The organism is Agromyces sp. CCNWLW203 (assembly GCF_036576125.1).
GTDB lineage: Bacteria > Actinomycetota > Actinomycetes > Actinomycetales > Microbacteriaceae > Agromyces.
On sequence record NZ_JAZHYX010000005.1, the window covers coordinates 272,770 to 298,250 of the forward strand.

Below are 25,481 nucleotides of genomic sequence, written 5' to 3' on the forward strand. Positions count from 1 at the left end.
TCTATATAGAATGGAGGGAGTGATCGTGGCTATCACCTCAATCGACATCGACCAGCTCGAGCTCAAGCGGGCCAAGCAGCTGGCGGGGACCAAGTCCAATCGCGAGACCGTTGATCTTGCCCTCCGAACACTGATCGCGGTTCGTCGGCAACCGTCCGCCGTCGAGCGGATCATCGCCCGAAGCTTCGAGCCGAGCCAGATCGACGCGCCGACGATCTCGCCGACGGTGCAGAGCGCTGGGTGACGACGTACCTGGTCGACAACAGCATCTGGCAGAAGGCCGGGAAGAGCCCGGCCATCGCGCAGCGACTCAGAGATATCTCCCCCCAGCACCTCATCATCACGTGCCCTCCTCAAGTGCTGGAGTACTGCCATTCCGCGCGATCGTCGGAGGAGTACGCAGAGCTCAGAGAGGACATGGACGAGCTCCTCGCCGCCTGGGTGCACCCATCGGAAGACGAGGCTCTCGACATACAGCAGGCACTCTGGGAGAGCGGGATGCCGCGCGCAGCCGGAGCCTTCGACTGCCTGATCGCCGCATACGCGGTGGCCAACGATGCCGTCGTGCTGAACTCCGACCGAGACTTCGGGTACATCGAGGCTGCCACCAGTGGGGCCGTGCGTCAGGAGTATGTCGCAGAGTAGAAGATACGGTTCAGCAGTGGACTGCTTCTCGATGCGTCAGAGCAGCCTCGTGGGATGCCTGTGTGGCCGCGGCGGTGAGCGGATGTGTCTGGTCCCGGTCGCTACTGCAATTTCAAGCGGCTCTGGTCGAGCGTGGTCGAACACACTTCCTCGTAGCCGGCGATGGCCACGATCAGTCCCGCCCTTCGGTCGTCGTTCTCAGCAATCAGGGCCTCCACGGCACCGGACGATGGATCAGTATCAAGTGAGTCGAGCGTCTCCCGCAGCGTCGTGTTGTACGTGGTCATGGCGGATTGAAGCTCCGAGAAAGCCTGCTGCTCTTCTCGGCCAGCTGCGTCTATGGAGCTGCCGAGCTCGTCAGCGGCTGACTCCAGTTTCGGTAGCTCGGTCCGCACGCGGTCTGCGTTGACCGACGCTTGATCCAGCAGTTTCGCGTACTTGTAGGTTGATTGGGCGACTTGAGCGCACCGGTCGGTGGTGCTGCCTGTGCAGCCGGTCAGTGAGATGACGACAGCGGTCGCGGCGACGGCGACAATGGCGGGCTTCACGAGTTCTCCGAGACGGAAGTGCCCAGCCGGATACCGGACCTTCCGGCACTGTACCTGAGGCCTCGATTCTCATCTACGTGTCAATCTGCCGAGTGCGCGACAACTCATCGAGAACACGACAGGTTGCGAGAGTTCCACACGGGGGCACCCGCGGTGAGCGCTGGTGCCAACGCGCATTGCACTGTTAGGTTCGCGGCGGAGGTGCGCATGCACGGAGGACGGGGATCGATGGCGGCCGGTGCTGCCCTGATCGTTCTGGCTGCGTTGACAGCGTGCTCGGGCGCGAGCACGGGCGCCGCCGGGGCGACGGCGACGCCAGAGGCGACGGATGCCGCGGCGCAGGTCGTGTCCATCCCGATGCCCGAGTTCGCGCCGTGGCCTACGGGAGACCCGTTCACCGACGCCGACATCGAGGCCGCACGCGTCGCCGAGGCCGAACGTGAATGGCAGGGCATCCTGGCGGCGTACCCCGATGCGGTGCGACCCGACGTCGCGTTCGAGGCCTACGTGACCAACGAGAATCGCGTCGAAGTGACGCGGGCCTGCTTCGAGGCCGCCGGGCTCCCGATCGATGAGGGGCGCACCGGCACGGACCCTGACGATCCTGTCGTCTCCATCGGCACGTCGGCGACGACGGTCGAGGAGCGGATCGCGTTGTACACGTGCCGGGTCGCTCATCCCGAGAGGCGCACCTCGGGTCCGCCGAACGCCGAGCAGCTCGGCTGGATCTACGACTACCTCACCGAGTACTCCGTGCCGTGCTATGCGGCGAACGACATCGTCGTGCCGCCCGCTCCGCCGCGTGAGGAGTTCGTCGCGAACTGGCCGAACCAGGGCTGGTACCCGTCGGTCGGAGACCACCCGATGGCGATGGACGCCCAGTGGGACGCCGCCCTCTCGAAGGCGTGCATCGACCCCGACACCGCGATCATGACGGGACTCGTGGAGCGAGCGGGCGGATGACCGAGGGCGTCGGCGCAGACTCCGCCCGCGAGTTCGAGCCATCGCGGCGCGGAGCATCGTCGGGCGTCGACGAACTGCCGGCGGAGCACCGCCGCTGGGGCATGGACTCCGATGGGCCGCCGCAGGAGGCGTACAGTCGCGTGACCGACACCGAGCGCTACCGCCCGCTGCACGACTTCGCCCTCGCGCTCGTCGATGACCTCGAGGCGGAGTTCGACGTCGAGCGCGACCACGAGCCGCCGGTCGCCTCCTGGCTCTCCGAGGGCGTCGACGTCGTGAGTGCGATCCGGCTCCGTCCTCGAACGGATGACGCGGCGCCGATCACGATCGGCCTCACCTCGTTCCCCGGCCTCGTGATCGGGTGCGGCGAGTTCACGAGGCTGACGCTGCCGTTCTGCGGTTGCGACGCGTGCGACGAGCACGTCGCCGACTCGGTCGACTCGGCCCGCGAGCACATCGACGCCGTCGTGTCGGGCGGCTTCGCCGAGGCATCCGGTGGCTGGGTCTCGTTCCGCACCGAGCGGTACGCGAGCGTCGGCGGCGGACAGGAGCCCTACGGCCCGCGTCGCGCGTGGGCGGCGTGGCCCCGCCGTTCTGCAGGTTGAGCCTGTCGAACCCCCCCACGAGAGCGGTTTCGACAGGCTCAACCCACAGCGGCTAGGCGCGCTCGAGCACCGCGCGGGTCGAGGCCTCGGGTCGCAGGTCGAGGCGGCGCAGCAGCTGCGCGTTCGCCGCGACGATGACCGTCGAGAGGCTCATCAGGATCGCACCGACCGACATCGGCAGCACGAACCCGATCGGGGCGAGGATGCCCGCGGCGAGCGGCACCGAGACGAGGTTGTACCCGGCCGCCCACCACAGGTTCTGCGACATCTTGCGGTAGCTCGCCCGCGACAGCTCGATCACCGAGATCACCGAACGCGGGTCGGATGACGCGAGGATCACGCCGGCCGAGGCGATCGCGACATCCGTGCCGGCTCCGATCGCGATGCCGACGTCGGCCTGCGCGAGCGCCGGGGCGTCGTTGACGCCGTCGCCGACCATCGCGACCGAGAGGCCCTCGTGCTGCAGCTCCTGCACCTTCGCCGACTTGTCTTCGGGGCGCACGCCCGCGTAGACCCGGTCGATGCCGAGCTGTGCGGCGACCGTGCGGGCCACCGGCTCGGCGTCGCCCGTGATCATCACGACCTGCACTCCGAGCGCGTGCAGCGCGTCGACCGCCTGCTTCGACTCGGGGCGGATCTCGTCGGCCAGCGCGATGGCGCCGGCCACCTGGCCGTCGACGAGCACGTGCAGCACCGTCGAGCCGGCTTCGGCCCAGGCGACGGATGCCGCGAGCGGCTCGAGCCCGTCGCGCTCGAGCATGCCGGGGCCGCCGACCTGCACGGCCCGTCCGTCGACCGTCGCGCGGACGCCGATCGCGGCGGAGGCCTCGAAGCCCTGGGCACCGCGAGTCGTGAGCCCGCGGTGGGCGGCCTCGGCGACGATCGCCTTGGCGAGCGGGTGCTCCGAGTCGCCCTCGGCGGATGCCGCGAGCACGAGCAGCTCGTCGAGGTCGTGACCCGGTGCGGCCGCGGCATCCGTCACTGCAGGCTCGCCCTTGGTCAGCGTGCCGGTCTTGTCGAAGAGCACCGCGCCGACCGTGCGCATCGTCTCGAGGGCGAGGCGGTCGGTGACGAGGACGCCGCCCTTCGCCGCGCGCTCGGTCGCGATCGAGACGACGAGCGGGATGGCGAGGCCGAGCGCGTGGGGGCAGGCGATCACGAGCACGGTGATCGTGCGGATCACGGCGTCGTCGGGGTCGCCGAGCAGGGTCCAGGCGATCGCCGTGATGACGGCGGCGCCGAGCGCGAACCAGAAGAGCCAGCCCGCCGCGCGGTCGGCGAGGCGCTGCGCGCGCGACGTCGAGGCCTGCGCCTGCGCGACGAGCCGCTGGATGCCGGCGAGGGCCGTGTCGTCGCCGACGGCGCCGACCCGCACGCGGATCGCAGTGTCGGTCGCGACCGTGCCGGCGACGACGTTCGCGCCGGGGCCGCGGGCGACCGTCGCGGACTCGCCGGTGATCATCGACTCGTCCATCGCGGCGGTGCCTTCGACGACCTCGCCGTCGGCGGGCACTCGGCCGCCGGGGCGCACGATGACGATGTCGCCCACCGCGAGCTCGGACGGGGAGACGGTCTCGGTCGACGGGCTGCCGGTCGAGCCGTTCGCCACCACTCGCTCGGCCTCGTCGGGCAGCAGCGCCGCGAGCGCGTCGAGCGCGCTCGACGCCTGCATGATCGAACGCATCTCGATCCAGTGGCCGAGCAGCATGATCACGATGAGGAGCGCGAGCTCCCACCAGAAGTCGAGGTGATGGCTGAGCAGGCCGAGGCTCGCACCGAGGCTTGCGAAGTACGCGACCGTGATGGCGAGGCCGATCAGCAGCATCATGCCGGGCTTGCGCGCCTTCAGCTCCGACCAGGCGCCGGTGAGGAACGGCTTGCCGCCCCAGAAGTACATGACCGTGCCGAGCACCGGGGAGATCCACGGGATCACGGGGTTCTCGGGCAGCGAGTAGCCGAGGATCGAGGCGAACATCGGGCTGAACGCGATCGTCGGCACCGCGACGACGAGCATGATCCAGAACAGGCGGCGGAACTGGCCGACATGGTCGCCGTGACCTGCGTGGCCGCCGTGCCCGCTCATGTCGTGTCCGGCGTGCGGGTCGTGCCCGCTCATGTCGTGTCCGGCGTGCGGGTCGTGCCCGCTCATGTCATGGCCGCCGTGCGCGCTCATGTCGTGTCCCGCGTGCGGGTCCGCCTCCGGCGCCGCCGTCGACCGGTGGCCCGCGTGCGCATCGTGCTCCGCGTGCCCGTCGTGTTCGTGTCCGCCGTGAGTCGTGCTCATCGATCTTTCCTCCGTCGTCCAGCTCGGTTCGAGCCTATACCCCTAGGGGGTATCTGTCATCAGGTGGAACGCCTGTCCGCCCGGACTATTCCCGAGCCATGACGAACTTCTCCGACGGTAGCAGCGGATGCCTCGTGGTTCGCGGATCGAGAACAGGCGAGCGCGCGGCATCCGCATCGTGCTGTGATGTCCGCATGGACATCCTGATTCTCGGCGGCACCCAGTGGCTCGGACGCGAACTCGCCCGGGAGGCGCTGCGGCGCGGGCACGCGGTCACCTCGCTCGCGCGAGGGGAAGCAGGGGAGGCGGCCGAGGGTTCAGCCGTCGTCGTCGCCGACCGCTCGCAGCCCGGCGCCTACGACGCCGTCGCCGATCGCGAATGGGACGCCGTCATCGACGTCACCCGGCAGCCCGGCTTCGCGCGGCGCGCGGCCGCCGACCTGGCCCCGCACGCGGCGCACTGGACCTTCATCTCCTCGTGCAACGTCTACGCCGAGCAGAACGAGCCCGGCGCCGACGAATCGGCCGAACTCATGGCGCCGCTCGAGACCGACGAGTCGAGTGCGGAGACCTACGGCGAGGCGAAGTCCGCGATCGAGGCCGTCTACCGCGAGGCCCTCGGTGATCGGCTGCTGGTGGTGCGCCCCGGACTCATCGTCGGCCCTGGCGACGCCTCTGGTCGCGGTGGCTACTGGGTGGCGCGCGCCGCTCGCAGCGATGAGCCGATGCTCGTGCCCGACATCCTCGACGACGCCGTGCAGGCGATCCACGTCGACGACCTCGTGGCGTTCACCCTCGATGCCATCGAACAGCGTCGGAGCGGCGCGTTCAACGCCGTCGGCGACCGCACCACCTTCGGTGACTGGCTCGAGCGCTCGCGGGCGCTCGCCGGGCACGAGGGCGAAGTCGTCGCGGTCTCCCCGGAGTGGCTCGCCGAGCAGGGCGTCGCCGAGTGGTCGGGCCCCGAGTCGCTGCCGCTGTGGATCATCGACCCCGAGTGGCGCGCCTTCCTCGATCGCTCGAACGCGGCAGCGCGCGCCGCCGGCCTGCGCCTGCGACCGCTCGACCAGCTGCTCAGCGAGGTGCTCGAGTGGGAGCGCGGCGAGGGTCTCGATCGCGAGCGCGGCGCCGGGCTCAGCGCCGAGCGCGAGCGGGAGCTGCTCGCAGCGCTCCGCGGCCCGTCGGGCGAGTAGGGAACTCACAAGCGTCCGGGATCGCAGACATGAGGGGCGACGGATGCCTCGGCTCGCGGCATCCGTCTTGCTAGCGTCTGAGCATGGGCACCGCCGCGCTTCCGAACGATCCGCTCTGGCCTCGGGCCGGTGACTGGCCGCCGCTCGACGCGCTCGACGCGGGGGAGCGCGCCGACCTCGCCCTGCTCGGCGTGCCGGCGTACAGCACCTCGCTCTCGCCGACCGGTGCGCACGCGACGCCGGCGGCGATCCGTGCGGCGCTGCGCCGGTACAGCCCGACGCTCATGGCCGACCGCGGCCACCGGAGCGAGGCGCGTTCGCTCGACGACCTCGTGTTCGCCGACGCCGGTGACGTCGTCGAGCCCGACGGGCCCGAGGGCGAGGCGCGCGTGCGCGCCGCGATCGCGCAGGCCGCGGCCCGGGCCGGCACCGTCGTCGCGCTCGGCGGCGACAACTCGCTCACCTCGCCCGTCGCGCTCGGCGTCTGGGGCGAGCGACTGCCGACTGCCGGGCTCATCACCCTCGACGCGCACTACGACCTGCGCGACGGCGTCAGCAACGGCTCGCCGGTGCGGCGCCTCCTCGAAGCGGGCCTCGACGGCCGCCGCACCGTGCAGATCGGCATCGCCGATTTCGTGAACTCCAGCGAGTACGCCGATCGTGCCCGCGACGCCGGCATCACGGTCGTGCACCGCGACGAGCTGCACCGCCGCCCGATGCACGACGTGTTCGCCGAGGCGCTCGAGATCGCCGGTGCCGCCGGCGGCCCGATCCACGTCGACCTCGATGTCGACGTCTGCGACCGCGCCGTGGCGCCCGGCTGCCCCGCGTCGGTGCCGGGCGGCATCTCGGCCCACGAACTCCGGCAGGCCGCACGCGCGGCAGGCGCCGACGCTCGAGTGGAATCGGTCGATCTCGCCGAGGTCGACGCCACGGCCGACGCCCCCGACGGCCGCACCGTGCGTCTCGCCGCGCTCTGCGTGCTCGAGGTCGCCGCGGGAATCGCCCTACGCTGACAGCGTGCCTCGATCGATCGCACACGCTGAAGGGGAACGGAATCATGAAGACACTTCTGCTGGTGCGGCATGCCAAGTCGAGCTGGGGCGACCAGTCGCTTCCCGACCACGAGCGGCCGCTGAACCATCGTGGCCGGCGCGATGCGCCGAGGGCGGGCGCTCGACTGCGGGAGCGGGGCGTCGCTCCTGACGTGATCGTGACGAGCACGGCGGTACGGGCCCGCTCGACGGCGGTGATCCTGGCGGAGGCGCTCGACCTCGAGTCCGGCCGAATCGTCGAGGACGGCCGTCTCTACGGCGCCACTCCCGACGGCCTGCTCGAACTCGTCAGGGCCCTCGACCACGAGCTGGTCGCCGTCATGCTGGTCGGCCACAACCCCGAGATCGGCGAGCTCGCCTCCCGGTTCTCGGATGAGATCGACGACATGCCCACCTGCGCCGTCGCCGAGTTCCGTTTCGACGTCGCCGGCTGGGCCGAGGTCGGCACCGTTGCGCCAGTCGAGGTGCTGTACGACGCTCCTGCCCACGACCGGTGACCGAAGGCACCACCTGGCAATCCATCGACCTCGCCGAGGTCGATGCCACCGCGGATGGGCCGGACGGGCGTACCGTACGACTGGCGGCACTCCGCGTGCGCGGCGGTCGCTGCGGGCACGCACTGCGCTGATCGGGTGGGCGCCCGACCAGCCCGACGGAAGGACGCACCGTGAAGACCCTCGTGCTCATGCGCCACGCGAAGTCGAGCTGGGACTCGCCGGGTCTCGTCGACCACGACCGGCCGCTGAACGATCGCGGGCGCCAGGAAGCGCCGCGCATGGGCCGGCGACTCGTCGAGCGCGGCATCGAGCCCGAGGTGATCATCACGAGCACGGCGCAGCGAGCCCGGTCGACGGCCGAACTCGTCGCCGGTGAACTCGGCACCCCCGCCCGCCGCATCCTCGTCGAGGAGCGGCTGTACGCGGCATCCGTCGAGACGATGCTTCGCGTCATCCGCTCGCTCGACAACCGAATATCGCGTGCGATGCTCGTCGGCCACAACCCCGAGATGACCGAGCTCGCGACCCGGTTCTCGAAGTCGGCCGAGTCGATGCCGACTGCGGCGATCGCCGTGTTCACCTTCGACGCGACATCCTGGGCCGAGGTGCGAACGGCGACGAGCACGGGCAATGTCGCCGTGGCGCCGATCGGCGTGACCTTCGACGCCCCCGACCGCACCCGCAACCGGTGACAGCGGCCCGCGGCGTCACTAGTGTCGATGGCAACGGAGGGAGCGGCATGTCGTTCATCACCAGGGGGTTCAGCGGGCGCAGTCGTGAGCGCGACGAACGGCTGCCGCCCGGCCAGACGCTCGTGCACGACTTCCCGGTGCTCTCGGCCGGGCCGACGCCCGAGGTCGACACCGAGGAGTGGGAGTTCTCGATCATCACCGAGACGGGCGGCGAGCATCGCTGGAACTGGGACGAGTTCATGGCGCTCGAGATCGAAGAGGTCGAGACCGACATCCACTGCGTCACGCACTGGTCGAAGCTCGGCACCCGGTGGCGCGGCGTCTCGCTCGACACGCTCTTCGCCGATGTCGAGACCCAGTACGACTTCGTCATGGCGCACAGCTACGGCGGGTACACGACGAACGTTCCGCTCGAGGAGCTGCTCGACGGCAAGGCCTGGATCGCGTTCGAGTTCGACGGCGAGCCGCTCGACCCAGAGCACGGCGGGCCCGCTCGGCTGATCGTGCCGCACCTCTACTTCTGGAAGAGCGCGAAGTGGGTGCGCGGCCTCGTCATGCAGGGCGACGACGAGCCGGGCTTCTGGGAGCAGAACGGCTACCACCTGCACGGCGACCCGTGGAAGGAGGAGCGGTACTGGTGAACGACGGGCCGAGCACGGCGACGGATGCCGCGGCGCGCGCGATGCCCGCCAGCGGCACGCCTGCTGCTGATCCCGCTCCCGCGGCTGCTTCTCCCGCGCCTGTTGCTGCGGGTGCCGTGCCGAGGGCGGGGTGGCACACGGCCACGGTCGTCGCCGTCACCCGTGAGACGCCGAGCGCCGCTCGCCTCGAGCTCGAGGTCGACGGATGGCCCGGCAACGCCGCCGGCCAGCACCTCGATGTGCGCCTGACCGCCCCCGACGGGTACACCGCCACCCGCTCCTATTCGATCGCGTCGTCGGGGCCGAGCGCGCGCGTCGTGCTCGCGGTCGACCGGCTGCCCGACGGCGAGGTGTCGCCGTTCCTCGTCGACGAGCTGCGCCCGGGCGACCTGCTCGAGGTGCACGGCCCGCTCGGCGCCTTCTTCGTGTGGAAGCCGGTCGAGCAGCGCTCGCCCGTTCCCGCACGGCCCGTGCAGCTCATCGCCGGCGGCTCGGGCGTCGTGCCGCTCTTCGCGATGGCCCGGGCGCATGCCGACGCCGACGACCTCACGCCCTTCCGCATGCTCTACTCGGTGCGCACGCCCGACGACGTGTACTTCTCCGACGAGTTGATGGCGCTCGCCGGGTCATCCGACGCGTTCCGCCTCGACCTCGTCTACACGCGGCGCGCGCCCGACGCCTGGCCGACGCCGCCGGGCCGCATCATGCGAGATGCGCTCGCGGCAGCCGTCATCCCCGCCGCCGAACGGCCGATCGTCTACGTGTGCGGCTCGACCGGGTTCGTCGAACGGGTCGCGTCGTGGCTCATCGAACTCGGCCACGACGCAGGCTCGATCCGCACCGAGCGATTCGGAGGCACCTGATGCAGCACCTCGACGGCAATGCCCTGGCCGGCCAGCTCGCCGACTACTTCTCGTTCGACGTGACGGCGGCGATCGCCCGCTGCAACGGATGCGGCAGCATCGCGGAGCTCGCCCGCGCGATGGTCTACCGCAGCGGCGCCGGCACCGTGGTGCGCTGCGCCTCGTGCGACCAGGTGCTGGCGACCCTCGTCGAGACCGGCGACCGCGCCTGGATCGGCTTCAGCGGCGTCAGCGCGATCGAGGTGGCCCGGCCACGACCCGCGTCGGGGTGAACCCATGTGGATCGGCTGGATCGAGTTCGACCTGCTGCTCGGCGACGTGCATTCGCTGAAAGGCAAGCGCGCCGTCATCCGCCCGATCATGGCCGAGCTTCGCCGAGCGACCGAGGCGAGTGTCGCGGAGGTCGGCGAGCAGGATCTCCATCGTCGCGCGGTCATCGGCGTCGGCGTCGTGGCGTCGGGTGCCGATCGCGTCACCGACACGCTCGACCGGGCCGAACGGCTCGTCGCGGGCCGGCCCGACATCACCCTGCTCTCGGCCAGGCGTCGCCTGCATCGCAGCGACGAGTGAGCGGATGCCGCCGCGTCAGCGTTGCGCGACGAGCCCGCCGTCCTTCCAGACGCGTGAGATGAGCGGCACTCCCGGCCGGTAGGCGAGGTGCACGTGGCTCGGTGCCGTGAGTTCGACGAGGTCGGCACGCATGCCGGGGCGGATGGCACCGACATCCGTTCGCCGGAGTGCCGCTGCGCCGCCCGCGGTCGACGCCCAGACGGCCTCGGCCGGGGTCATGCCCATGTCGCGCACCGCGACGGCGATGCAGAAGGGCAGCGAGCTCGTGAAGCTCGAGCCCGGGTTGCAGTCGCTCGCGAGGGCCACCGTCACGCCGGCGTCGATGAGCCGGCGTGCATCGGGGTAGGGCTGGCGGGTCGAGAACTCGACGCCCGGCAAGAGGGTCGCCACCGTTTCGGATGACGCGAGCGCCGCGACATCCGCATCGCTCAGGAAGGTGCAGTGGTCGACCGAGGCCGCTCCGAGCTCGACCGCGAGCCGCACTCCCGGCCCCTCGCCGAGCTGGTTGCCGTGCACCCGCACGCCGAGGCCCGCGGCAGCCCCCGCCTCGAGCACGCGCCGCGACTGCTCGGCCGTGAACGCGCCGCGCTCGCAGAAGGCGTCGACCCAGCGCGAGTGCGGAGCGCACGCCGCGAGCATCTCGCCCACGACGAGGTCGACGTACGCCTCGGCGGCGCGGTCGGCATCGCCGCCGAACGCCGGGTCTTCGCGGAACTCGAACGGCACGACGTGCGCGCCGAGGAAGGTCACCTCGTCGGTGACCTCGCGGGCGAGGCGCACGAGCCGCTCCTCGTCGGCGACGCTCAGGCCATAGCCCGACTTGATCTCGAAGGTCGTCGTGCCCTGCGCGTGCAGCTCGGCGACGAATCCGGCGAGCCGCGCGCGCAGTTCGTCGTCGCTCGCGGCGCGCGTCGCAGCGACCGTCGAGCGGATGCCGCCGGCCTCGTACCGCTGCCCGGCCATGCGTGCGGCGAACTCCGCCGCGCGGTCGCCGCCGAAGACGAGGTGCGAGTGGCTGTCGACGAAGCCCGGCATCACGGCCCGGCCGCCGGCGTCGACGACCTCGACCTCGGCGTCCCAGAGCGAGCGGTGCTCGTCACCGTCGCGGCGGTCGTCGCGCTCGACCCGGTGCGCGAGGCGCTCGTCGGCGTGGCTCGCGCTGCCGATCCACGCGATGCGGCCGTCTTCGACGAGCACGGCGGCGTCGCGCACGATGCCGAGCGGGCCCGCCTCGCGATCGGGCGCAGGTTCGTTCGTGACGAGCTCGCCGATGCCGGTCAGCAGCATGCGCCCCGCGGCGCCCCCGTCGCTCATGCCTCGAGCATAGGCACGCGCAGGCCGCGCTCGCGAGCGACCTCGATCGCGCGGTCGTAGCCCGCGTCGACATGGCGCATGACGCCGGTGCCCGGGTCGTTCACGAGCACGCGGGCGATCTTCTCGGCGGCGAGCTCGGTCCCGTCGGCGACGATCACCTGACCCGCGTGGATCGAGCGGCCGATGCCGACGCCGCCGCCGTGGTGGAGCGACACCCACGTCGCGCCCGAGGCGGTGTTCAGCAGGGCGTTGAGCAGGGGCCAGTCGGCGATCGCGTCGGAGCCATCGGCCATGGCCTCGGTCTCGCGGTACGGGCTCGCGACGCTTCCCGAGTCGAGGTGGTCGCGGCCGATGACGACGGGCGCGCTGAGCTCGCCCGAGGCGACCATCTCGTTGAATTTCAGCCCCGCGAGGTGGCGTTCCTTGTAGCCGAGCCAGCAGATACGCGCCGGCAGGCCCTCGAAGTGCACCTTCTCGCCGGCCTGCGTGATCCAGCGGCGCAGATGCTCATCATCGGGGAAGAGCTCGAGGATCGCCTTGTCGGTCGCGGCGATGTCGGCCGGGTCTCCCGAGAGCGCCGCCCAGCGGAACGGTCCCTTGCCCTCGGCGAACAGGGGCCGGATGTAGGCGGGCACGAAGCCGGGGAACTCGAACGCGCGGTCGTAGCCGCCGAGCTCCGCTTCGCGGCGGATCGAGTTGCCGTAGTCGAAGACCTCGGCACCGGTGTCCTGGAATCCCACCATCGCGGCCACCTGCTTGGCCATGCTGCCCCGCGCACGGTCGGTGAAGCTCTCGGGGTCGCGCTCGGCCTCGGCGCGCCAGTCCTCGAATGCGACGCCGACCGGCAGGTACGCGAGCGGGTCGTGGGCGCTCGTCTGATCGGTCACGATGTCGACCTGCAGCTCGCCGGCGCGATGCCGCAGCAGAAGGTCGCCGAAGACGACGGCGGCGTTGCCGACGACGCCGACCGACAGGGCCTCGCCGGCCGCCTTCGCGGCGGTCACGCGCGTGATCGCGGCCTCCAGGTCGGTGGTGTACTCGTCGAGGTAGCCGTGCTCCACACGGCGGGCCAGCCGGGTCTCGTCGACGTCGACGATGAGCACCGCCCCGCCGTTCATGGTGACGGCAAGCGGCTGAGCGCCGCCCATGCCGCCGCAGCCGCCCGTGAGCGTCAGCGTGCCGGCGAGGCTGCCGCCGAACGACGCGCGCGCGATCGCCCCGAAGGTCTCGTACGTGCCCTGCAGAATGCCCTGCGTGCCGATGTAGATCCACGACCCGGCCGTCATCTGGCCGTACATCGTGAGGCCCTGCTGCTCGAGCCGGCGGAATTCGGGCCACGTCGCCCAGTCGCCGACGAGGTTGGAGTTGGCGATGAGCACGCGCGGCGCCCACTCGTGCGTGCGGAAGACTCCGACGGGCTTGCCCGACTGCACGAGCAGGGTCTCGTCGGCCTCGAGGCCCTCGAGCGTGCGCACGATCGCGTCGAACGACTCCCAGTTGCGGGCGGCCTTGCCGGTGCCGCCGTAGACGATGAGGTCGTCGGGCCGCTCGGCGACCTCGGGGTCGAGGTTGTTCATGAGCATGCGCAGCGGTGCTTCGGTCTGCCAGCTCTTCGCGGTGAGTTCGGTACCGCGAGCGGCACGAACCGTGCGGGGGCCGGAGGTTGCGGGGGTGGAGGCGTCGGTCATGCTCCGATGCTCGCGCACCGAGCCGTCACCGACAACGGATGTCGCGGCCCTACTGTCTGGGATTCCAGACGCTGCGGGATGAGCCTGTCAAGACCCCGTATGTGAGACCGTTGCGGGTCGAGCCTGACGAGACCCCGGAGTGCAGAGCCTCAGCCGATGCGGATGCCGCGGGCCGCCATGAACGGCACCGCGTCGACGGCGGTGCCGTCGAGTCGCACCTCGTAGTGCAGGTGGCAACCGGTCGAAGCCCCCGTGCTGCCGACGGCGCCGATGAGCTGGCCTGCCGCGACCGCGTCGCCCGGGCTGACGAGGATGCCGCCGTCGGTGAGGTGCGCGTACCCGGTCTGCACGCCAGAGCCGTGCTCGAGCAGGATCCAGTTGCCGTAGCTGCCGTTGGGGCGGGCCTCGACGACGATGCCGCCGGTCGCGGCGAAGACGGGGGATCCGCAGCTCGCCGCGACATCGGTGCCGCGGTGGAACTCGTTGACGCCGGCGAGCGGCTTGTTGGGTCGCGGGCCGAATCCGTCGGTCTGGTTGCCGGTGACCGGGGGAGCCCAGCCCTGCTCGCTCAGCTGCCCGGCGTCGCGCGGGAGCGAGTCGATGAACGAGACGCTCGTCGCGGCGACCTTCGTGCGCAGACCGGAGAGGTCGGAGCGAGCGGATGCCACGGCGCGTTCGGCCTCGGCGACGGCGGTCTGGGCTGCCTCGACCGGCACCGCGTCGACGGCGGCCCATGCCTCGGCGGCACGTTCCTCTGCCACATCGGCTTCGGCGGAACGCTTCTCGGCGATCTTCTGCAGCTTCTCGGCGTCACCGGTGATCTGGTCGACGCGGGCGACGCCGCCGAGACCGGCGAGCAGGTCTTTGCCCGAGCCGAAAGCGGCGGCCATCGAGGTGAGCGACGAGTCACCGCCGCGCGACGCGGCGAAGGCGGCGGCTCCGGCCGCGTCGGCATCGGCGCGAGCCTCTTCGGCCCGCTCCAGCAGTTGGTTCGCCAGGGCGCGTGCCACGGTTCGGTTCGAAAGGGCGGCCTCGAGCTCCGCCTCAGCGGTGCGCAGCGCCGACGTCGCCCGATCGAGCGCCGTGCGGGCGCCGAGCAGGGAGCTCAGCTGCGGGTCGTTGCCGCTCGAGATGCGGGCGTACGGGCCTGTGCCGACGAGCAGCTTCGTGCCGGGTGCCGTGACGGGAGCGCTGGGTGCGGGCGGCTGGGCCGGCGGCGCTGTCGTGGGCGGAGGGGTCGTGGCCGGCGGCGTCGTGGCCGGGGGCGTCGTCGGCGGCGGCGTCGTGGCCGGCGGGTCAGTGGGCGTCGGCGTCTCGGTGGGCGTCGGGGTTTCCGTCGGCGTCGGCGTCGGCGTGGCGGTCTCGGTCGGTGTCGGGGGCTCGGTCTCAGTCGGCGCCGGCGACTCAGGGGCCGGCTCGGTCGCGTCGCCTTCGCCGGTCGACTCGCCGCCCGTGTCGGTCGTCGTGTCGGTCGACTCGGCGGTGGTCTCCGATGTCGCCACCGCAGCATCCGTCGCGACGATCTCTTCTGCCGATGCACCGGTGATGCCGGAGATGCCGAGCACGATGACGGCCGCTGCGGCGGCCACTGCGAGACCGTCGGGCCGAGCGCGTCGCACTCGGAACGGGTCGTGCAGGCCGGGCGATCGTTGCATCATCGACATAGGGTTCCGTTCATACGCCGGCTTCGGGGGCCGACATCTCCCTCAGTCTCTCAGCGCAGGCGGGTCGACACAACCTTTGATCGCGTCGATCTCGCACCCTGTTCGGGGCACACGCGGGCTCGCCTCAGTCGAGCGCGCCGGCCCCCGACATCGCCGCCGCGACGACGCCGCCGCGAGCGACCATGTCCGAGATCGCCTCGATCTCGGGGGAGAGGAAGCGGTCGGGCCCCGGCACCGCGCCGACTTCTGCGACGAGCGAGACCACCGCGCCGGTCGCCGGGCCCGGCTCGAGGGGCGCCCGCAGCGCGAGCCCCCGAGCCGCCGTCATGACCTCGATCGCGAGCACGCGGGAGAGCCCGTCGATCGAACGACGGAGCTTGCGGGCGGCCGCCCAGCCCATCGAGACGTGGTCCTCCTGCATGGCCGACGACGGGATCGAGTCGACGGAGGCCGGCACTGCGAGCCGCTTCAGCTCGCTCACGATGCCCGCGGCCGTGTACTGCGCGATCATGAGGCCCGAGTCCACTCCGACCTCGTGCGCGAGGAACGGCGGCAGGCCCTGGTTGCGCGCCCGGTCGAGGAACCGGTCGGTGCGTCGCTCGCTCATCGACGCGACATCCGCCACCGCGATCGCGAGGAAGTCGAGCACGTACGCGACCGGTGCGCCGTGGAAGTTGCCGTTCGACTCGACGCGGCCGTCGAGCGTGAGCACGGGGTTGTCGACGGCGCTCGCGAGTTCGGCGTCGGCGACGGATGCCGCGTGCGCGACCGTGTCCCGGGCGGCGCCGTGCACCTGGGGAGCGCAGCGGAGCGAGTACGCGTCCTGCACGCGCGTGCACTCCGGGCCCTTGTGGCTCGCGACGATGGGGGAGTCTGCGAGCAGGCGCCGCAGGTTCGACGCCGAGACCGCCTGGCCGCGCTGCGGACGAAGGGCGTGCAGGTCGGCGGCGAAGACGGCGTCGGTGCCCATGAGTCCCTCGACGCTCATCGCCGCAGCGATGTCGGCGGTCGTGAGGAGCATCCGGAGGTCGTCGATCGCGAGCGCGAGCATGCCGAGCGTGCCGTCGGTGCCGTTGATGAGGGCGAGGCCCTCCTTCTCGGCGAGGCGGAGCGGCGTGATGCCGGCCGCGGCGAGGGCGCTCGCGGCATCCGTCACCGGGTCGGTCGAGCCGTTGGCGACCCGAACTTCTCCCTCGCCCATCGCCACGAGCGCGCAGTGCGCGAGGGGGGCGAGGTCGCCGGAGCATCCGAGCGAGCCGTACTCGCGCACGACCGGCGTGATGCCGGCGTTGAGGATGGCCGCATAGGTCTCGGCGGTCTCGCGGCGCACCCCCGTGCGGCCGGTCATGAGCGTCGAGAGGCGAAGCAGCATGAGGGCGCGCACGACCTCGGTCTCGACCTCGGCGCCCGAGCCGGCGGCGTGCGAGCGCACGAGGCTCGCCTGCAGCTGCGCGCGCCGGTCTTCGGCGATGAACGTCGTCGCGAGCGCACCGAAGCCCGTCGAGATGCCGTAGTGCGGCTCGGGGTCGGCGGCGAGGCCCTCGACGATCGCGCGGCTCGCGGCGACGCCGTCGAGGGCGGCCGGGTCGAGCACGACCGTCGCCCCGTGCCTGGCGACCGCGACGACGTCATCGATGCCGAGGGGGCCGGTGCCGACAGTGACGGCGCCCTCCTGAGCCTGTCGAAGGGATGCCGCGGCGCGCGCGGTGGCGGAGTCGTTGCTGCTCATACTCCGATTCCACACCGCCCCCACTCCTGCGGGAAGCGTGTGGGCGGGGTAGCCGTCCGGTATCCCAGACTCGGGCGTAGGCTGGGAGAGCCACCCGTCGTCGAGAGGACGCCAGTTGTCGGAACCCACTTCGCAGACCGACGACACGCGTCCGCTCGACCGGGCGGCGAAGCCCGAGGGCGCGAGCTCGAAGGTGCCCGCGGCCGACCAGACACTCGCGATCCTCATGCACCTCGCGGCGCAGCGCGGGCCTGTGCCTGCGGCGACGATCGCCTCGGCGCTCGGCATCCCGCGGTCGACGGTCTACCACCTGCTCGCCGTGATGCAGGAGCGCGGCTTCGTCGTGCACCTGCCCGAGGAGCGTCGCTACGGCCTCGGCATCGCCGCCTTCGAGCTCTCGAGCGGCTTCTCGCGCCAGCAGCCCCTCGCCCGCCTCGGCCGCCCGCTCGTCGCCGCGCTCGTCGACCGCCTCGGCGAGAGCGGCCATCTCGCGGTGCTGCACGGGCGCGACGTGCTCTACCTCGTCGAGGAGCGCGCACCGCGACGTCCCTCGCTCGTCACCGACGTCGGGGTGCGGCTGCCCGCCCACCTCACCGCCACCGGCAGGGCGATGCTCGCCGTGCTGCCGCCCGCGCAGCTTCGGGCGCTCTACCCCGACCGGGCGGCGTTCGCCGGTCGGGCCGCGATCGACGGCGCCGACGAGGAGTGGAGCTACGGACGCCTGAAGCGCGTGCTCGCCGTCGTGCGCGAGCAGGGCTGGGCCGGCGAGGACGGCGAGGTCACGGGCGGCCTGGCCTCGGTCGGCGCCGTCGTGCGCGATCACGTCGGCTGGCCGGCGGCGGCCGTCGCGGTGACCTATCCGGATGCCGCGGTGCAGGCACAGGTCGCCCGATACGTGTCGGCCGTGCAGGAGTCGGCGTCGACGCTCGCCCGCCGCATCGGCACGCCGCGCTGACGCGCACCCCGCCGAGCACCCGCACCCAGCTTCCGTCCACCCGGCGCCGGGTAACGTGAAGCCGCCGCCGAGCACCGATCATCGACCCCGACCGAGAGCCGAGACATGACCTTGCTGACGACCGCCGACGACCACGGGTTCACGGGCCTCACGGGATTCGCCGCCGACGTGCTGAACTCCTTCGGCGACATCGGCGTCGGCGTGCTGGTGTTCCTCGAGGTGCTGATCCCGCCGATCCCGAGCGAGGTCATCCTGCCGTTCGCGGGCTACCTCAGCCAGTCGGGCGAACTCCACCTCGGATGGCTCATCCTCTGGTCGACGCTCGCCTCCGTCATCGGCGGGCTCGTGCTGTACGGCCTCGGCGCCGCGGTCGGCCTCGAACGCGCCATCCGCTGGATCGCCTGGACGCGTCTCGTGAGCCTCACCGACCTCGAGCGCGGTGCGGAGTGGTTCCACCGGTACGGCCGCTGGTCGGTGCTGGTCGGCCGCATGATCCCGGGCGTCCGCAGCCTGATCTCCCTGCCCGCGGGAGCCGATCGCATGCCGCTGCTCTCCTTCTGCTTCTTCACCGCCATCGGCTCGGGCCTCTGGAACACCTTGCTCATCGGCGTCGGTGCGGCGCTCGGCACCCAGCACGCGCTGCTCGAGGAGTACCTGCAGTACCTCGACTGGGTCGTCTACGGCGTGATCGCCGTCGCGCTCGCGGTGCTCGTCATCCGCCGGATCCTCGAGCACCGACGGCTGGTCGACGAAGCCTCGGCGTAGCCGGCAGCCGCTGCGGCTCCGACCCCGACTGCCGCGTCGTCAGCGCGGGGCGGGCGCGAGCCAGCGCCGCAGCATCCGGGTCACGAAGGGCAGCGCCCAGAACGTCATGACCGGCGTGAGCAGCAGGGTCGTGACGAGCACCTTCCAGACCACCTCGAGCTCGTTCCACCCGGGCACGAACGACGTCACGAGCAGGGTGAAGACGAGGTTCACCGGGAAGAAGCCGAGCCAGATCGTCACCGCCTGCTTCCAGCGCGGCGGTGCGGGCGGCAGATCGTCGAGCGAAGCGGATGCCGCGGCATCCGCCACTGGAACCGAACCGGTCGCCGGGTCGTCGAACCAGCCCTCGATGCCGGTGCGTCGCCGGCTGCGCTCGGAGCGCACGAAGCCCTCGCCCATCGAGAGCCACCAGGTGCGTTCGGCCGAGCGCTCCCAGGCCTCGAGGGTCTCCTCGCTCGCGAACCGGTAGAGCATGTGCCAGACCTGCGAGGCCTCGCCGGCGCGCACCCACCCGGAGCCGAGGAATCCCGGGTACTTGGCGGCGAGGTTGACGCCGGTCTGCACCCAGGCGGTCGCCTCCGAGATGCGCTCGGGGTCGACCTCGCGTCGGATCGAGACGGTGATCGGTTCGCTGGTCATGGGCCGCCCCCGGGGCACTCGCGAATCCCGCGGGTGTGTGCGCGGAACTCTGGATTTCGGCCGTTTCGCTGGTGGCGGGCTGGTCCTGGCCGATTGCGAGTGTATCCGGGTCGGGTTTCGAGGTTGCTTCGAGCGGCGGTGGCCGTGACCATGAATCCGGACCAATCCGCTCGCGGAACCGTTCCGAACCCCTCGAGCACGGTGGACGCCGTGCCTTGAGAAGGAGGAACCTCATGCGAAACTCCCCGAACCGCATCGTCGCGACCATCTTCGGTGCGGTCTACCTGCTCGTCGGACTGCTCGGATTCGCCGTCACCGGCGGCGTCGGGTTCATTGCGACCGAGGGAGGACTCCTCCTCGGCGTCTTCGAGGTGAACCCGCTCCACAACGTGGCGCACCTGCTGATCGGAGCCGCGCTGCTGATCGGCGGCATCGTCTCGGCGACCGCCGCGAAGGCCGTCAATGCGACGGTCGGCGCCGCATACCTGCTGCTCGGCATCGTGGGATTCTTCCTCGCGGGCACGGCGGCGAACATCCTCGCGCTGAACACGGCCGACCACTTCCTGCACCTCGCGAGCGCGATCGTGCTGCTGGGGGTCGCGCTCGGGTTCGAGCGCTCCGGACGCGTGGCCACGGCGTAGGGGCCCGGCCATGCACGCACTGGTGGCGGCCCTGCGCAGTTGGCCGATGCTCGCGGCGTTCGGCGCCGGGCTCGTGCTCGCCGCGCTCGCCGCCGGTGCCGGGGGAGCGATGCAGCCTGCCCTCGTCGTGGCCGGCGTCGCCGCCCTCGGCTGGGGCGGGCTCGCGCTCAGGGCGGGGCGAGTGATCGCTCCGTCCGCAACGCTCGTCGTGGCCGCTGCCGCCCTCGTGGGGATGGCGGCGGTGGTCTCGACGGGTGCTGCCGAGAGGACGGATGTCGCGCCGGGCCCGCTCGCCGCGGCATCCGTGTTCATCGTGGTGGTGGCGCTCTCAGCGGGCCTCGAGCTTCGCGGTCGCACGCGACGCTCGGCCCGCGCTGCCGCGGACCGCAGGCGTGACGGCGCGGCATCCGACACCGCTCGTCTTCTCGGTCTGGTCGCCGGTGCCGCGCTCGTCGCGGCGCTCGCGACCCCCGCGCTCGCCGCGACCGAGGCCGGCGAGACGGCGGTGCCGCACGGCACCCACGACGGCGACGCCCCGGCGCCCGGTGCGCCCGGTGGCCACGAGCACTGAGGCCTCCGACCGGCTGCGCTACGCGGAGTCTCGCAGGGGCTCGAGGGCGGCGAGGAGGAGATCGAGGCCGAACTCGAATTCCTGGGCCGGGTCGTAACCGGCGGCGACGAGCGCCTTGGCGGACTCGTTGAGGTACGGGAACTCGTCAGGCGGAAGCTGCGGCAGGTAGACGTCCTCGGTCATCTCCGCGAGTTCGTCGGCGGTGTCGAACGGCAGGCCTGCTTCCTGCAGGGCGTGACCGTAGACGTAGCTGTTGAGCAGCCAGTTGGCGTGCGTCGCCATCAGCACCGAGAAGCCGGCCCGTCGAAGGCACGCGGTGACCGCTTCGCGGTGGCGCAGGTTCGCGGGGCCCGGGGTCGTGCGCGACTCCATGAGGGAGATCGCCCACCGGTGGCGTGCGAGCACCTGTTGGGTGGAGAGCGCCTCGCGTCGCATCGCCGACTGCCAGTCGGCCTCGTCGGGCACCGGCTCGATCTCTTCGAACACGATGTCGATCATGGCGTCGAGCAATTCCTCCTTGCTCGCCACGTAGCGGTAGAGCGTCATCGCTCCCGCGCCGAGCTCACCGGCCAGCCGGCGCATGCTCAGCCCGTCGACCCCCTCGCGGTCGGCGAGGCGGACCGCCGCGACCGCCACTCGCTGCCTGCTCAGCCCCGCTTCCGACGCGACCTCGCGTTGTTCCTTCGCAGACACGGGTCTCCTCGTTCTCTCGACCGGCTTGACAAGCGTACAGCGTACGCGGCAGAGTACGCCGTACGCGTACAGTGTACGCGTACGGTGTACGAGCGCTCTCGCGTCCGCATGCCGGACCTTCCGCCGCTCCGGCGGACGGACCGCTCCTCTCGAAGGAAGAACCGATGACCAACCGAACGAAGACCCAGCGCCGGCTCGACGACGCGCCGGCGCCCGTGCGGGCCAGGCTCGCCGCCGCATGGGCGAGTTTCATGTTCCTCTACCTCTACGTCGACTTCTTCAACCTGTACAAGCCGGGCGTCGTGGAGGGCATCCTCGACGGCCTCGTCTGGAGGTTCGACGTCAGCTCGACATTGTTGACCGTCATGCTCGCCTCCGTGGCGATCCCCGCCCTGATGGTGGTGCTCTCCACTGTGCTGCCCGCCCGTGCGAGCCGCGCCGCGAACCTCGTCATCGCATCCCTCTACATCCCCTACTCGGTGTTCAATGCGGCAGGGGCGTCGTGGGACTGGTCCTTCTTCTACGCCCTCTCCATCGGTGTCGAGGTGCTGCTCCTGGCCTTCATCCTGCGTTCCGCGTGGAACTGGCCCCGCGCCGTCGGCGTTCAGGCGGCCGGCGCGGCGCCGTCGGTCGGGATGACGGCCGTCGCGAGCGTGACCGCGCGGCGACCCTCGCCCGAAGCGACCAGGTAGGGCGCGAGCAGCTCGCCGAGCCCCGTCTGGATCGCGGCGAGATCGTCGGTCGTCACGTGCAGCGTCGTCTCGCCGAACCCGAGGAAGTCGCGGAACCGGGGATCGTCGGCGGCGCTCGCCCGATCGAAGCTCTCGCCCAGATGGGCGAGGAAGGTCAGGAAGGCCTGCTGCAACTCTCGGGTGCCCATCTCGAGCAGTTCGGCGTGATCGACGTGCGCCATCCGCTCGCCGAGTGCGAAGGTGCGTTCGACCGCACCGCGCACGCGCCGCTCGTCGACGACGGTGAGCACGTCGGCGTCGACGAGCGCGGCGATGTGCCGGTAGAGGGTCGCCTGGGCGACGTCGGGCAGTGCGCTGCGCAGGCTGGCCGTGGTGATCTCGCGTGTGCCGACCTGCTGGATGATGCGCAGCCGAACGGGGTGCATGACGACGTCGGCGATGGGCGACGGGTTGCGCATCGGTCCTCCAGATGATTATTCTCATGATGAGAACATTCTCAATTACTCTCGACCGAGTATGCCACCGAAGGGACCAGCTCCATGATCACCGCCCAGATCGAAGTCTCCGGGCTCGCCAAGCGCATCGGCGACGTCGAGGCCGTGCGAGACGCGACGTTCGTCGCGGCGCCCGGCCGTGTCACCGGCTTCCTCGGCCCGAACGGCGCCGGCAAGTCGACGACGCTCCGGATGCTGCTGGGACTCGCGCGCCCCGATTCGGGCGCAGCGCTCATCGGCGGCCGCCGGTACGCCGAACTGTCCGACCCCACCGGCACCGTCGGGGCCGTGCTCGACCTCGCTGGAGCGCACCCCGCGATGACCGCTCGCGGCCATCTGCGCAGCTTCGCCGCCCTCGGCGGGCACCGCGCCGAGCGCGTGGAGGAGGTCGCGGGTCTCACCGGCATGGCCGAGTACCTCGATCGCCGCGTCGGCGGCTTCTCGACGGGCATGCGGCAGCGGCTCTCGCTCGCGACGGCCCTGCTCGGCGACCCCGCGGTGCTCGTGCTCGATGAACCGTCGAACGGCCTCGACCCGGCGGGCATCGTCTGGCTGCGCACCTTCCTCCGCGAGTTCGCGGCGAAGGGCGGCACCGTGCTGATCTCGAGCCACGTGCTCACCGAACTGCAGCACGGCATCGACGACCTCGTGCTGATCGATCGCGGTCGCACGACCTGGTCGGGGCCGCTCGATGCGTTCACGTCACACGGCACGAGCCTCGAGGCCGCCTTCCTCGAGCTCACCTCGGGGGCCGAGTCGTCGCCGGTCCCGACCGCGGACGCAACCGCCACCGCCATCGAAGGGATCCGCGCATGACCCGCCTGCTCCGCGGAGAGGTTGCGAAGCTCTTCGCGACCCGGCTTCCGCTCTGGTCGCTCGTGACCGCCGCGCTCTGCGGCGGCGGCCTGACCGCGCTCCTCTCACTCATCGGACCCGAGAACGCCACACCGCCCCTTCCCGGGCTGGACACCCCCGAGGGCGTCGGGATCGTCGTCGGCATGAGCGGGCTCCTGCTCTTCGTGCCGGCACTCATCGGCACGATCGCCGTGACCGGCGAGTACCGGCATCGGACGATCGGCACGACCTTCCTCGCTGCGCCGCGTCGCGGCCGGGTGCTCGCCGCGAAGCTCCTCGTCTTCGGCGCCCTCGGCGTCGCGTACGGAGTGGTCTCCTCGCTCTTCGCCGGGCTCGCCGTCGTGGCGGGCGCCGCGGTGCAGGGCGTCGAGCTCGGCGTCTCGGTCGGCGCGCTCCTCGCGCTGCTCGCGCGACTCGCCCTCGCCGCGGCCGTCTACATGGTGCTCGGCGTCGCGATCGGTGCCCTCGCCCGGCACCAGCTGCTCGCGGTCGGCATCGTGCTCGGCTACTTCTACTTCCTCGAGCACGTGCTCATGATCATTCCCGGGGTCAACGTCATCCACCCGTTCTTGCCGGGCGGCGCAACCGCGGCGCTCACGGATTTCACGTTCCTCGGCGACGCGATCGCCGAGCAACTGCCGATGGCAGCTGCGTCGACGACCTCGCCGATCGTGGGAGCGCTCGTGCTGCTCGGCTACGCCGTCGTCGCGGCGTGGCTCGCCATCGCGATCCCGTTGCGCCGCGACCTGCGCTGAGTGCGTGCGGTCGCGGTCGCCCGCGCGGTCGCGGTGGTGCCGGCAACAACGGTCGCCCCCCGCGTGAGCAGCGCGCCGAGCCTCGCGCTGCCGCAGAGCGAGATCGTCAGCAGCACCAGCGCGATGGCGGCCTGCACGGGGCCGAACCCGGTGACGAGCACGACGGCGACGCCGGCCACGCCGCAGACGGCATCGAGGGCGACGGTACGACGACGCACCGGGGCGGGGGCCGACACCGGCGCGGCCCCCGCAGCCAGCTCTGGAGCCCGGCGCCGCGCCCGCTCGAATCGGGCGAACACGAGCGTGACCGCGACGACGACCGCTGCCGCGGCGCTCAGCCACAGCGGCCGGGTCGCCCACCAGTCGGCGCTCATCGGCTCGGGCAGAGCGAGCCCGAACGCGGCGTTCGCGACGAGCAGCGCCCCCGCGAGACCCACGAGCACGGGCATGTGCCAGAGGTAGACGGTCATCGCGCGCTCGCCGACAGCCGAGATCGGCCGCGAGGCATCCGCTCGTTCGACCCAGGCCCTGATGCGCGGGCGCGCCAGCTGGAAGAGGGCGAGCTGCGCGACGCCGAGCACGACGAGGCACACGGTCGGCGGGTTGAGGTTCTCGTACATGTCGGCCGAGTACGGGGTCGTGGCCGTCAGCACGGCGAGCAGCGCGAGGGCGCCGAGGGCGATCGACCAGAGTGCGGACGGCGCGAGGCGATCGAGCGCACCGTCGGCGAGGTGGAAGCCGAGCTGCTGCACGAGCAGCCACACGAGGAGGAGGTTCAGGAAGCCGATGCCGTCGAGGCCGGTCGAGAAGCGCAGCACGTCGACGGCGACGACCCCCGCGAGCAGGGCGACGGGCGTCAGCACCCGGGCTCGCTCGTGGGCGCGCACCATGAGCGGCACGAGTGCGGAGGTCGCGAGGTACACGCCGAGGAACCAGAGCGGCTGTCCGATGCGGAAGCCCGCCGTCGCCACCATCTCGGCCGGCAGACCCGCGAGCGAGAGCGCGACGAGGGCGGCGGCGACGACCGCGACGAGCACGATTGCCGGTCGTACGAGTCGCTCGAGCCGAGCTCGCACGTAGTCGGTGCTGCTCGCTCCCCGTGCCCGCATCGAACGCCAGTGGTGGAGGCTCGAGAACCCGCCCGCGATGAAGAACAGCGGCATGATCTGCACGACCCAGCTCACGGCGGCGAACCACGGCCGACCCTCGAGGGCGTTCTCGAGCACCGGGCCGTCCGGCCCGAGGCTCACGCCGACCATCATCGCGTGCAGGGCGAAGACCACCACGAGCAGGCCCACGCGAACGGCGTCGACGCTCGAGTCGCGGGCGACCGCGTTCGAGGGGCGAGCGGATGCCGCGTGGCGAGTCGTGCGATCCACGCGACCGATCCCGGACGAGCGTGCGAGTACGTCGGTCATTTCCGCCTCCATCGGGGGCGGCGTCTCCGCCCTCGGAGGCAGGTTAGGAACG

At 71.5% G+C, this 25,481-nt stretch carries 29 protein-coding genes; 19 read left to right on the top strand and 10 right to left on the bottom strand.

What is annotated here, in order from left to right; translation table 11 throughout:
• Window positions 1-19: 19 nt before the first annotated feature.
• Together VPH61_RS13465 and VPH61_RS13470 are read left to right on the top strand one after the other, a co-directional pair.
• Window positions 20-244: a type II toxin-antitoxin system VapB family antitoxin gene (locus tag VPH61_RS13465; protein WP_332064013.1), complete on the top strand. Its 225-nt coding sequence runs from the start codon at window positions 20-22 to the stop codon at window positions 242-244.
• Window positions 241-645: a PIN domain-containing protein gene (locus VPH61_RS13470; protein ID WP_332064014.1), complete on the top strand. Its 405-nt coding sequence runs from the start codon at window positions 241-243 to the stop codon at window positions 643-645. Before VPH61_RS13465 ends, VPH61_RS13470 begins: the two co-directional genes overlap by 4 nt.
• Window positions 646-746: 101 nt before the next feature.
• Here VPH61_RS13470 and VPH61_RS13475 read toward each other — a convergent pair whose 3' ends face one another.
• Window positions 747-1,193, bottom strand: coding sequence for a hypothetical protein (locus tag VPH61_RS13475; protein WP_332064015.1), 447 nt, complete (start codon window positions 1,191-1,193; stop codon window positions 747-749).
• 207 nt (window positions 1,194-1,400) lie between these two features.
• Between VPH61_RS13475 and VPH61_RS13480 the strand changes: the two genes are divergently transcribed.
• Complete coding sequence (locus VPH61_RS13480) at window positions 1,401-2,156, top strand: hypothetical protein (RefSeq protein ID WP_332064016.1); 756 nt, start codon at window positions 1,401-1,403, stop codon at window positions 2,154-2,156.
• A complete protein-coding gene (locus tag VPH61_RS13485) occupies window positions 2,153-2,761 on the top strand; it encodes a DUF6226 family protein (protein ID WP_332064017.1) in 609 nt (202 codons plus the stop codon). The genes VPH61_RS13480 and VPH61_RS13485 overlap by 4 nt, the downstream gene beginning before the upstream one ends.
• A gap of 52 nt (window positions 2,762-2,813) precedes the next feature.
• Here the strand turns inward: VPH61_RS13485 and VPH61_RS13490 are convergent, their stop codons facing one another.
• Window positions 2,814-5,045: a copper-translocating P-type ATPase gene (locus VPH61_RS13490; protein WP_332064018.1), complete on the bottom strand. Its 2,232-nt coding sequence runs from the start codon at window positions 5,043-5,045 to the stop codon at window positions 2,814-2,816.
• 194 nt (window positions 5,046-5,239) lie between these two features.
• On the opposite strand from VPH61_RS13490, the gene VPH61_RS13495 reads away from it, so the two are divergent.
• The 8 genes from VPH61_RS13495 to VPH61_RS13530 all read left to right on the top strand — a co-directional run bounded on the left by VPH61_RS13495 (window position 5,240) and on the right by VPH61_RS13530 (window position 10,556).
• On the top strand, window positions 5,240-6,238 hold the full coding sequence (locus VPH61_RS13495) for an NAD-dependent epimerase/dehydratase family protein (RefSeq protein WP_332064019.1): 999 nt from the start codon (window positions 5,240-5,242) through the stop codon (window positions 6,236-6,238).
• A gap of 83 nt (window positions 6,239-6,321) precedes the next feature.
• The gene (locus VPH61_RS13500; protein ID WP_332064020.1) at window positions 6,322-7,254 is read left to right on the top strand and encodes an arginase family protein; all 933 of its coding nucleotides are present in this window, start codon (window positions 6,322-6,324) and stop codon (window positions 7,252-7,254) included.
• Between the two features lie 44 nt (window positions 7,255-7,298).
• Window positions 7,299-7,790 (top strand): SixA phosphatase family protein, encoded by a 492-nt coding sequence (locus VPH61_RS13505; protein ID WP_332064021.1) that lies wholly within the window; start codon window positions 7,299-7,301, stop codon window positions 7,788-7,790.
• 170 nt (window positions 7,791-7,960) lie between these two features.
• Window positions 7,961-8,482 carry a SixA phosphatase family protein gene (locus VPH61_RS13510; RefSeq protein ID WP_332064022.1) on the top strand — a complete coding sequence of 174 codons (522 nt, stop codon included), beginning with the start codon at window positions 7,961-7,963 and terminating at the stop codon, window positions 8,480-8,482.
• Window positions 8,483-8,529: 47 nt separating this feature from the next.
• Window positions 8,530-9,123 (top strand): sulfite oxidase-like oxidoreductase, encoded by a 594-nt coding sequence (locus VPH61_RS13515; protein ID WP_332064023.1) that lies wholly within the window; start codon window positions 8,530-8,532, stop codon window positions 9,121-9,123.
• Window positions 9,120-9,986, top strand: a complete 867-nt coding sequence (locus tag VPH61_RS13520; protein WP_332064024.1) for a ferredoxin reductase — start codon at window positions 9,120-9,122, stop codon at window positions 9,984-9,986. The genes VPH61_RS13515 and VPH61_RS13520 overlap by 4 nt, the downstream gene beginning before the upstream one ends.
• A complete protein-coding gene (locus tag VPH61_RS13525) occupies window positions 9,986-10,258 on the top strand; it encodes a DUF6510 family protein (RefSeq protein ID WP_332064025.1) in 273 nt (90 codons plus the stop codon). The genes VPH61_RS13520 and VPH61_RS13525 overlap by 1 nt, the downstream gene beginning before the upstream one ends.
• A gap of 4 nt (window positions 10,259-10,262) precedes the next feature.
• Window positions 10,263-10,556, top strand: a complete 294-nt coding sequence (locus VPH61_RS13530; RefSeq protein WP_332064026.1) for a DUF503 domain-containing protein — start codon at window positions 10,263-10,265, stop codon at window positions 10,554-10,556.
• A gap of 15 nt (window positions 10,557-10,571) precedes the next feature.
• Here VPH61_RS13530 and hutI read toward each other — a convergent pair whose 3' ends face one another.
• From hutI to hutH, 4 genes are all read right to left on the bottom strand, one after another.
• Window positions 10,572-11,870, bottom strand: coding sequence for an imidazolonepropionase (hutI, locus tag VPH61_RS13535; RefSeq protein ID WP_332064027.1), 1,299 nt, complete (start codon window positions 11,868-11,870; stop codon window positions 10,572-10,574).
• Window positions 11,867-13,558, bottom strand: coding sequence for a urocanate hydratase (hutU, locus tag VPH61_RS13540; RefSeq protein ID WP_332064028.1), 1,692 nt, complete (start codon window positions 13,556-13,558; stop codon window positions 11,867-11,869). The genes hutI and hutU overlap by 4 nt, the downstream gene beginning before the upstream one ends.
• Window positions 13,559-13,707: 149 nt before the next feature.
• Window positions 13,708-15,216 (bottom strand): M23 family metallopeptidase, encoded by a 1,509-nt coding sequence (locus VPH61_RS13545; protein ID WP_332064029.1) that lies wholly within the window; start codon window positions 15,214-15,216, stop codon window positions 13,708-13,710.
• 130 nt (window positions 15,217-15,346) lie between these two features.
• Window positions 15,347-16,951 carry a histidine ammonia-lyase gene (gene hutH / locus VPH61_RS13550; RefSeq protein WP_332064030.1) on the bottom strand — a complete coding sequence of 535 codons (1,605 nt, stop codon included), beginning with the start codon at window positions 16,949-16,951 and terminating at the stop codon, window positions 15,347-15,349.
• A gap of 226 nt (window positions 16,952-17,177) precedes the next feature.
• On the opposite strand from hutH, the gene VPH61_RS13555 reads away from it, so the two are divergent.
• Together VPH61_RS13555 and VPH61_RS13560 are read left to right on the top strand one after the other, a co-directional pair.
• Window positions 17,178-17,906, top strand: coding sequence for an IclR family transcriptional regulator (locus VPH61_RS13555; protein ID WP_442879103.1), 729 nt, complete (start codon window positions 17,178-17,180; stop codon window positions 17,904-17,906).
• A gap of 105 nt (window positions 17,907-18,011) precedes the next feature.
• Window positions 18,012-18,671 (top strand): DedA family protein, encoded by a 660-nt coding sequence (locus tag VPH61_RS13560; RefSeq protein ID WP_332064031.1) that lies wholly within the window; start codon window positions 18,012-18,014, stop codon window positions 18,669-18,671.
• A 39-nt stretch (window positions 18,672-18,710) separates the two neighbouring features.
• On the opposite strand, the gene VPH61_RS13565 is transcribed toward VPH61_RS13560, so the two are convergent.
• Complete coding sequence (locus VPH61_RS13565; protein WP_332064032.1) at window positions 18,711-19,310, bottom strand: antibiotic biosynthesis monooxygenase; 600 nt, start codon at window positions 19,308-19,310, stop codon at window positions 18,711-18,713.
• 233 nt (window positions 19,311-19,543) lie between these two features.
• Here VPH61_RS13565 and VPH61_RS13570 point away from each other — a divergent pair, with 233 nt between their 5' ends.
• Together VPH61_RS13570 and VPH61_RS13575 are read left to right on the top strand one after the other, a co-directional pair.
• Complete coding sequence (locus VPH61_RS13570) at window positions 19,544-19,951, top strand: DUF4383 domain-containing protein (protein ID WP_332064033.1); 408 nt, start codon at window positions 19,544-19,546, stop codon at window positions 19,949-19,951.
• A 10-nt stretch (window positions 19,952-19,961) separates the two neighbouring features.
• The gene (locus VPH61_RS13575) at window positions 19,962-20,522 is read left to right on the top strand and encodes a hypothetical protein (RefSeq protein ID WP_332064034.1); all 561 of its coding nucleotides are present in this window, start codon (window positions 19,962-19,964) and stop codon (window positions 20,520-20,522) included.
• A gap of 18 nt (window positions 20,523-20,540) precedes the next feature.
• Here VPH61_RS13575 and VPH61_RS13580 read toward each other — a convergent pair whose 3' ends face one another.
• On the bottom strand, window positions 20,541-21,215 hold the full coding sequence (locus VPH61_RS13580; RefSeq protein WP_332064035.1) for a TetR/AcrR family transcriptional regulator: 675 nt from the start codon (window positions 21,213-21,215) through the stop codon (window positions 20,541-20,543).
• Window positions 21,216-21,379: 164 nt separating this feature from the next.
• Between VPH61_RS13580 and VPH61_RS13585 the strand changes: the two genes are divergently transcribed.
• A complete protein-coding gene (locus VPH61_RS13585; RefSeq protein ID WP_332064036.1) occupies window positions 21,380-21,907 on the top strand; it encodes a DUF6326 family protein in 528 nt (175 codons plus the stop codon).
• On the opposite strand, the gene VPH61_RS13590 is transcribed toward VPH61_RS13585, so the two are convergent.
• Window positions 21,820-22,365: a helix-turn-helix domain-containing protein gene (locus tag VPH61_RS13590; protein WP_332064037.1), complete on the bottom strand. Its 546-nt coding sequence runs from the start codon at window positions 22,363-22,365 to the stop codon at window positions 21,820-21,822. The two genes, VPH61_RS13585 and VPH61_RS13590, sit on opposite strands and share 88 nt — an antisense overlap.
• Window positions 22,366-22,446: 81 nt before the next feature.
• Between VPH61_RS13590 and VPH61_RS13595 the strand changes: the two genes are divergently transcribed.
• Window positions 22,447-23,217, top strand: a complete 771-nt coding sequence (locus VPH61_RS13595; protein WP_332064038.1) for an ABC transporter ATP-binding protein — start codon at window positions 22,447-22,449, stop codon at window positions 23,215-23,217.
• Window positions 23,214-24,011 (top strand): ABC transporter permease, encoded by a 798-nt coding sequence (locus VPH61_RS13600; RefSeq protein WP_332064039.1) that lies wholly within the window; start codon window positions 23,214-23,216, stop codon window positions 24,009-24,011. Before VPH61_RS13595 ends, VPH61_RS13600 begins: the two co-directional genes overlap by 4 nt.
• On the opposite strand, the gene VPH61_RS13605 is transcribed toward VPH61_RS13600, so the two are convergent.
• Window positions 23,951-25,390, bottom strand: a complete 1,440-nt coding sequence (locus tag VPH61_RS13605; RefSeq protein ID WP_332064040.1) for an acyltransferase family protein — start codon at window positions 25,388-25,390, stop codon at window positions 23,951-23,953. The genes VPH61_RS13600 and VPH61_RS13605 overlap by 61 nt on opposite strands.
• Window positions 25,391-25,481 lie beyond the last annotated feature (91 nt).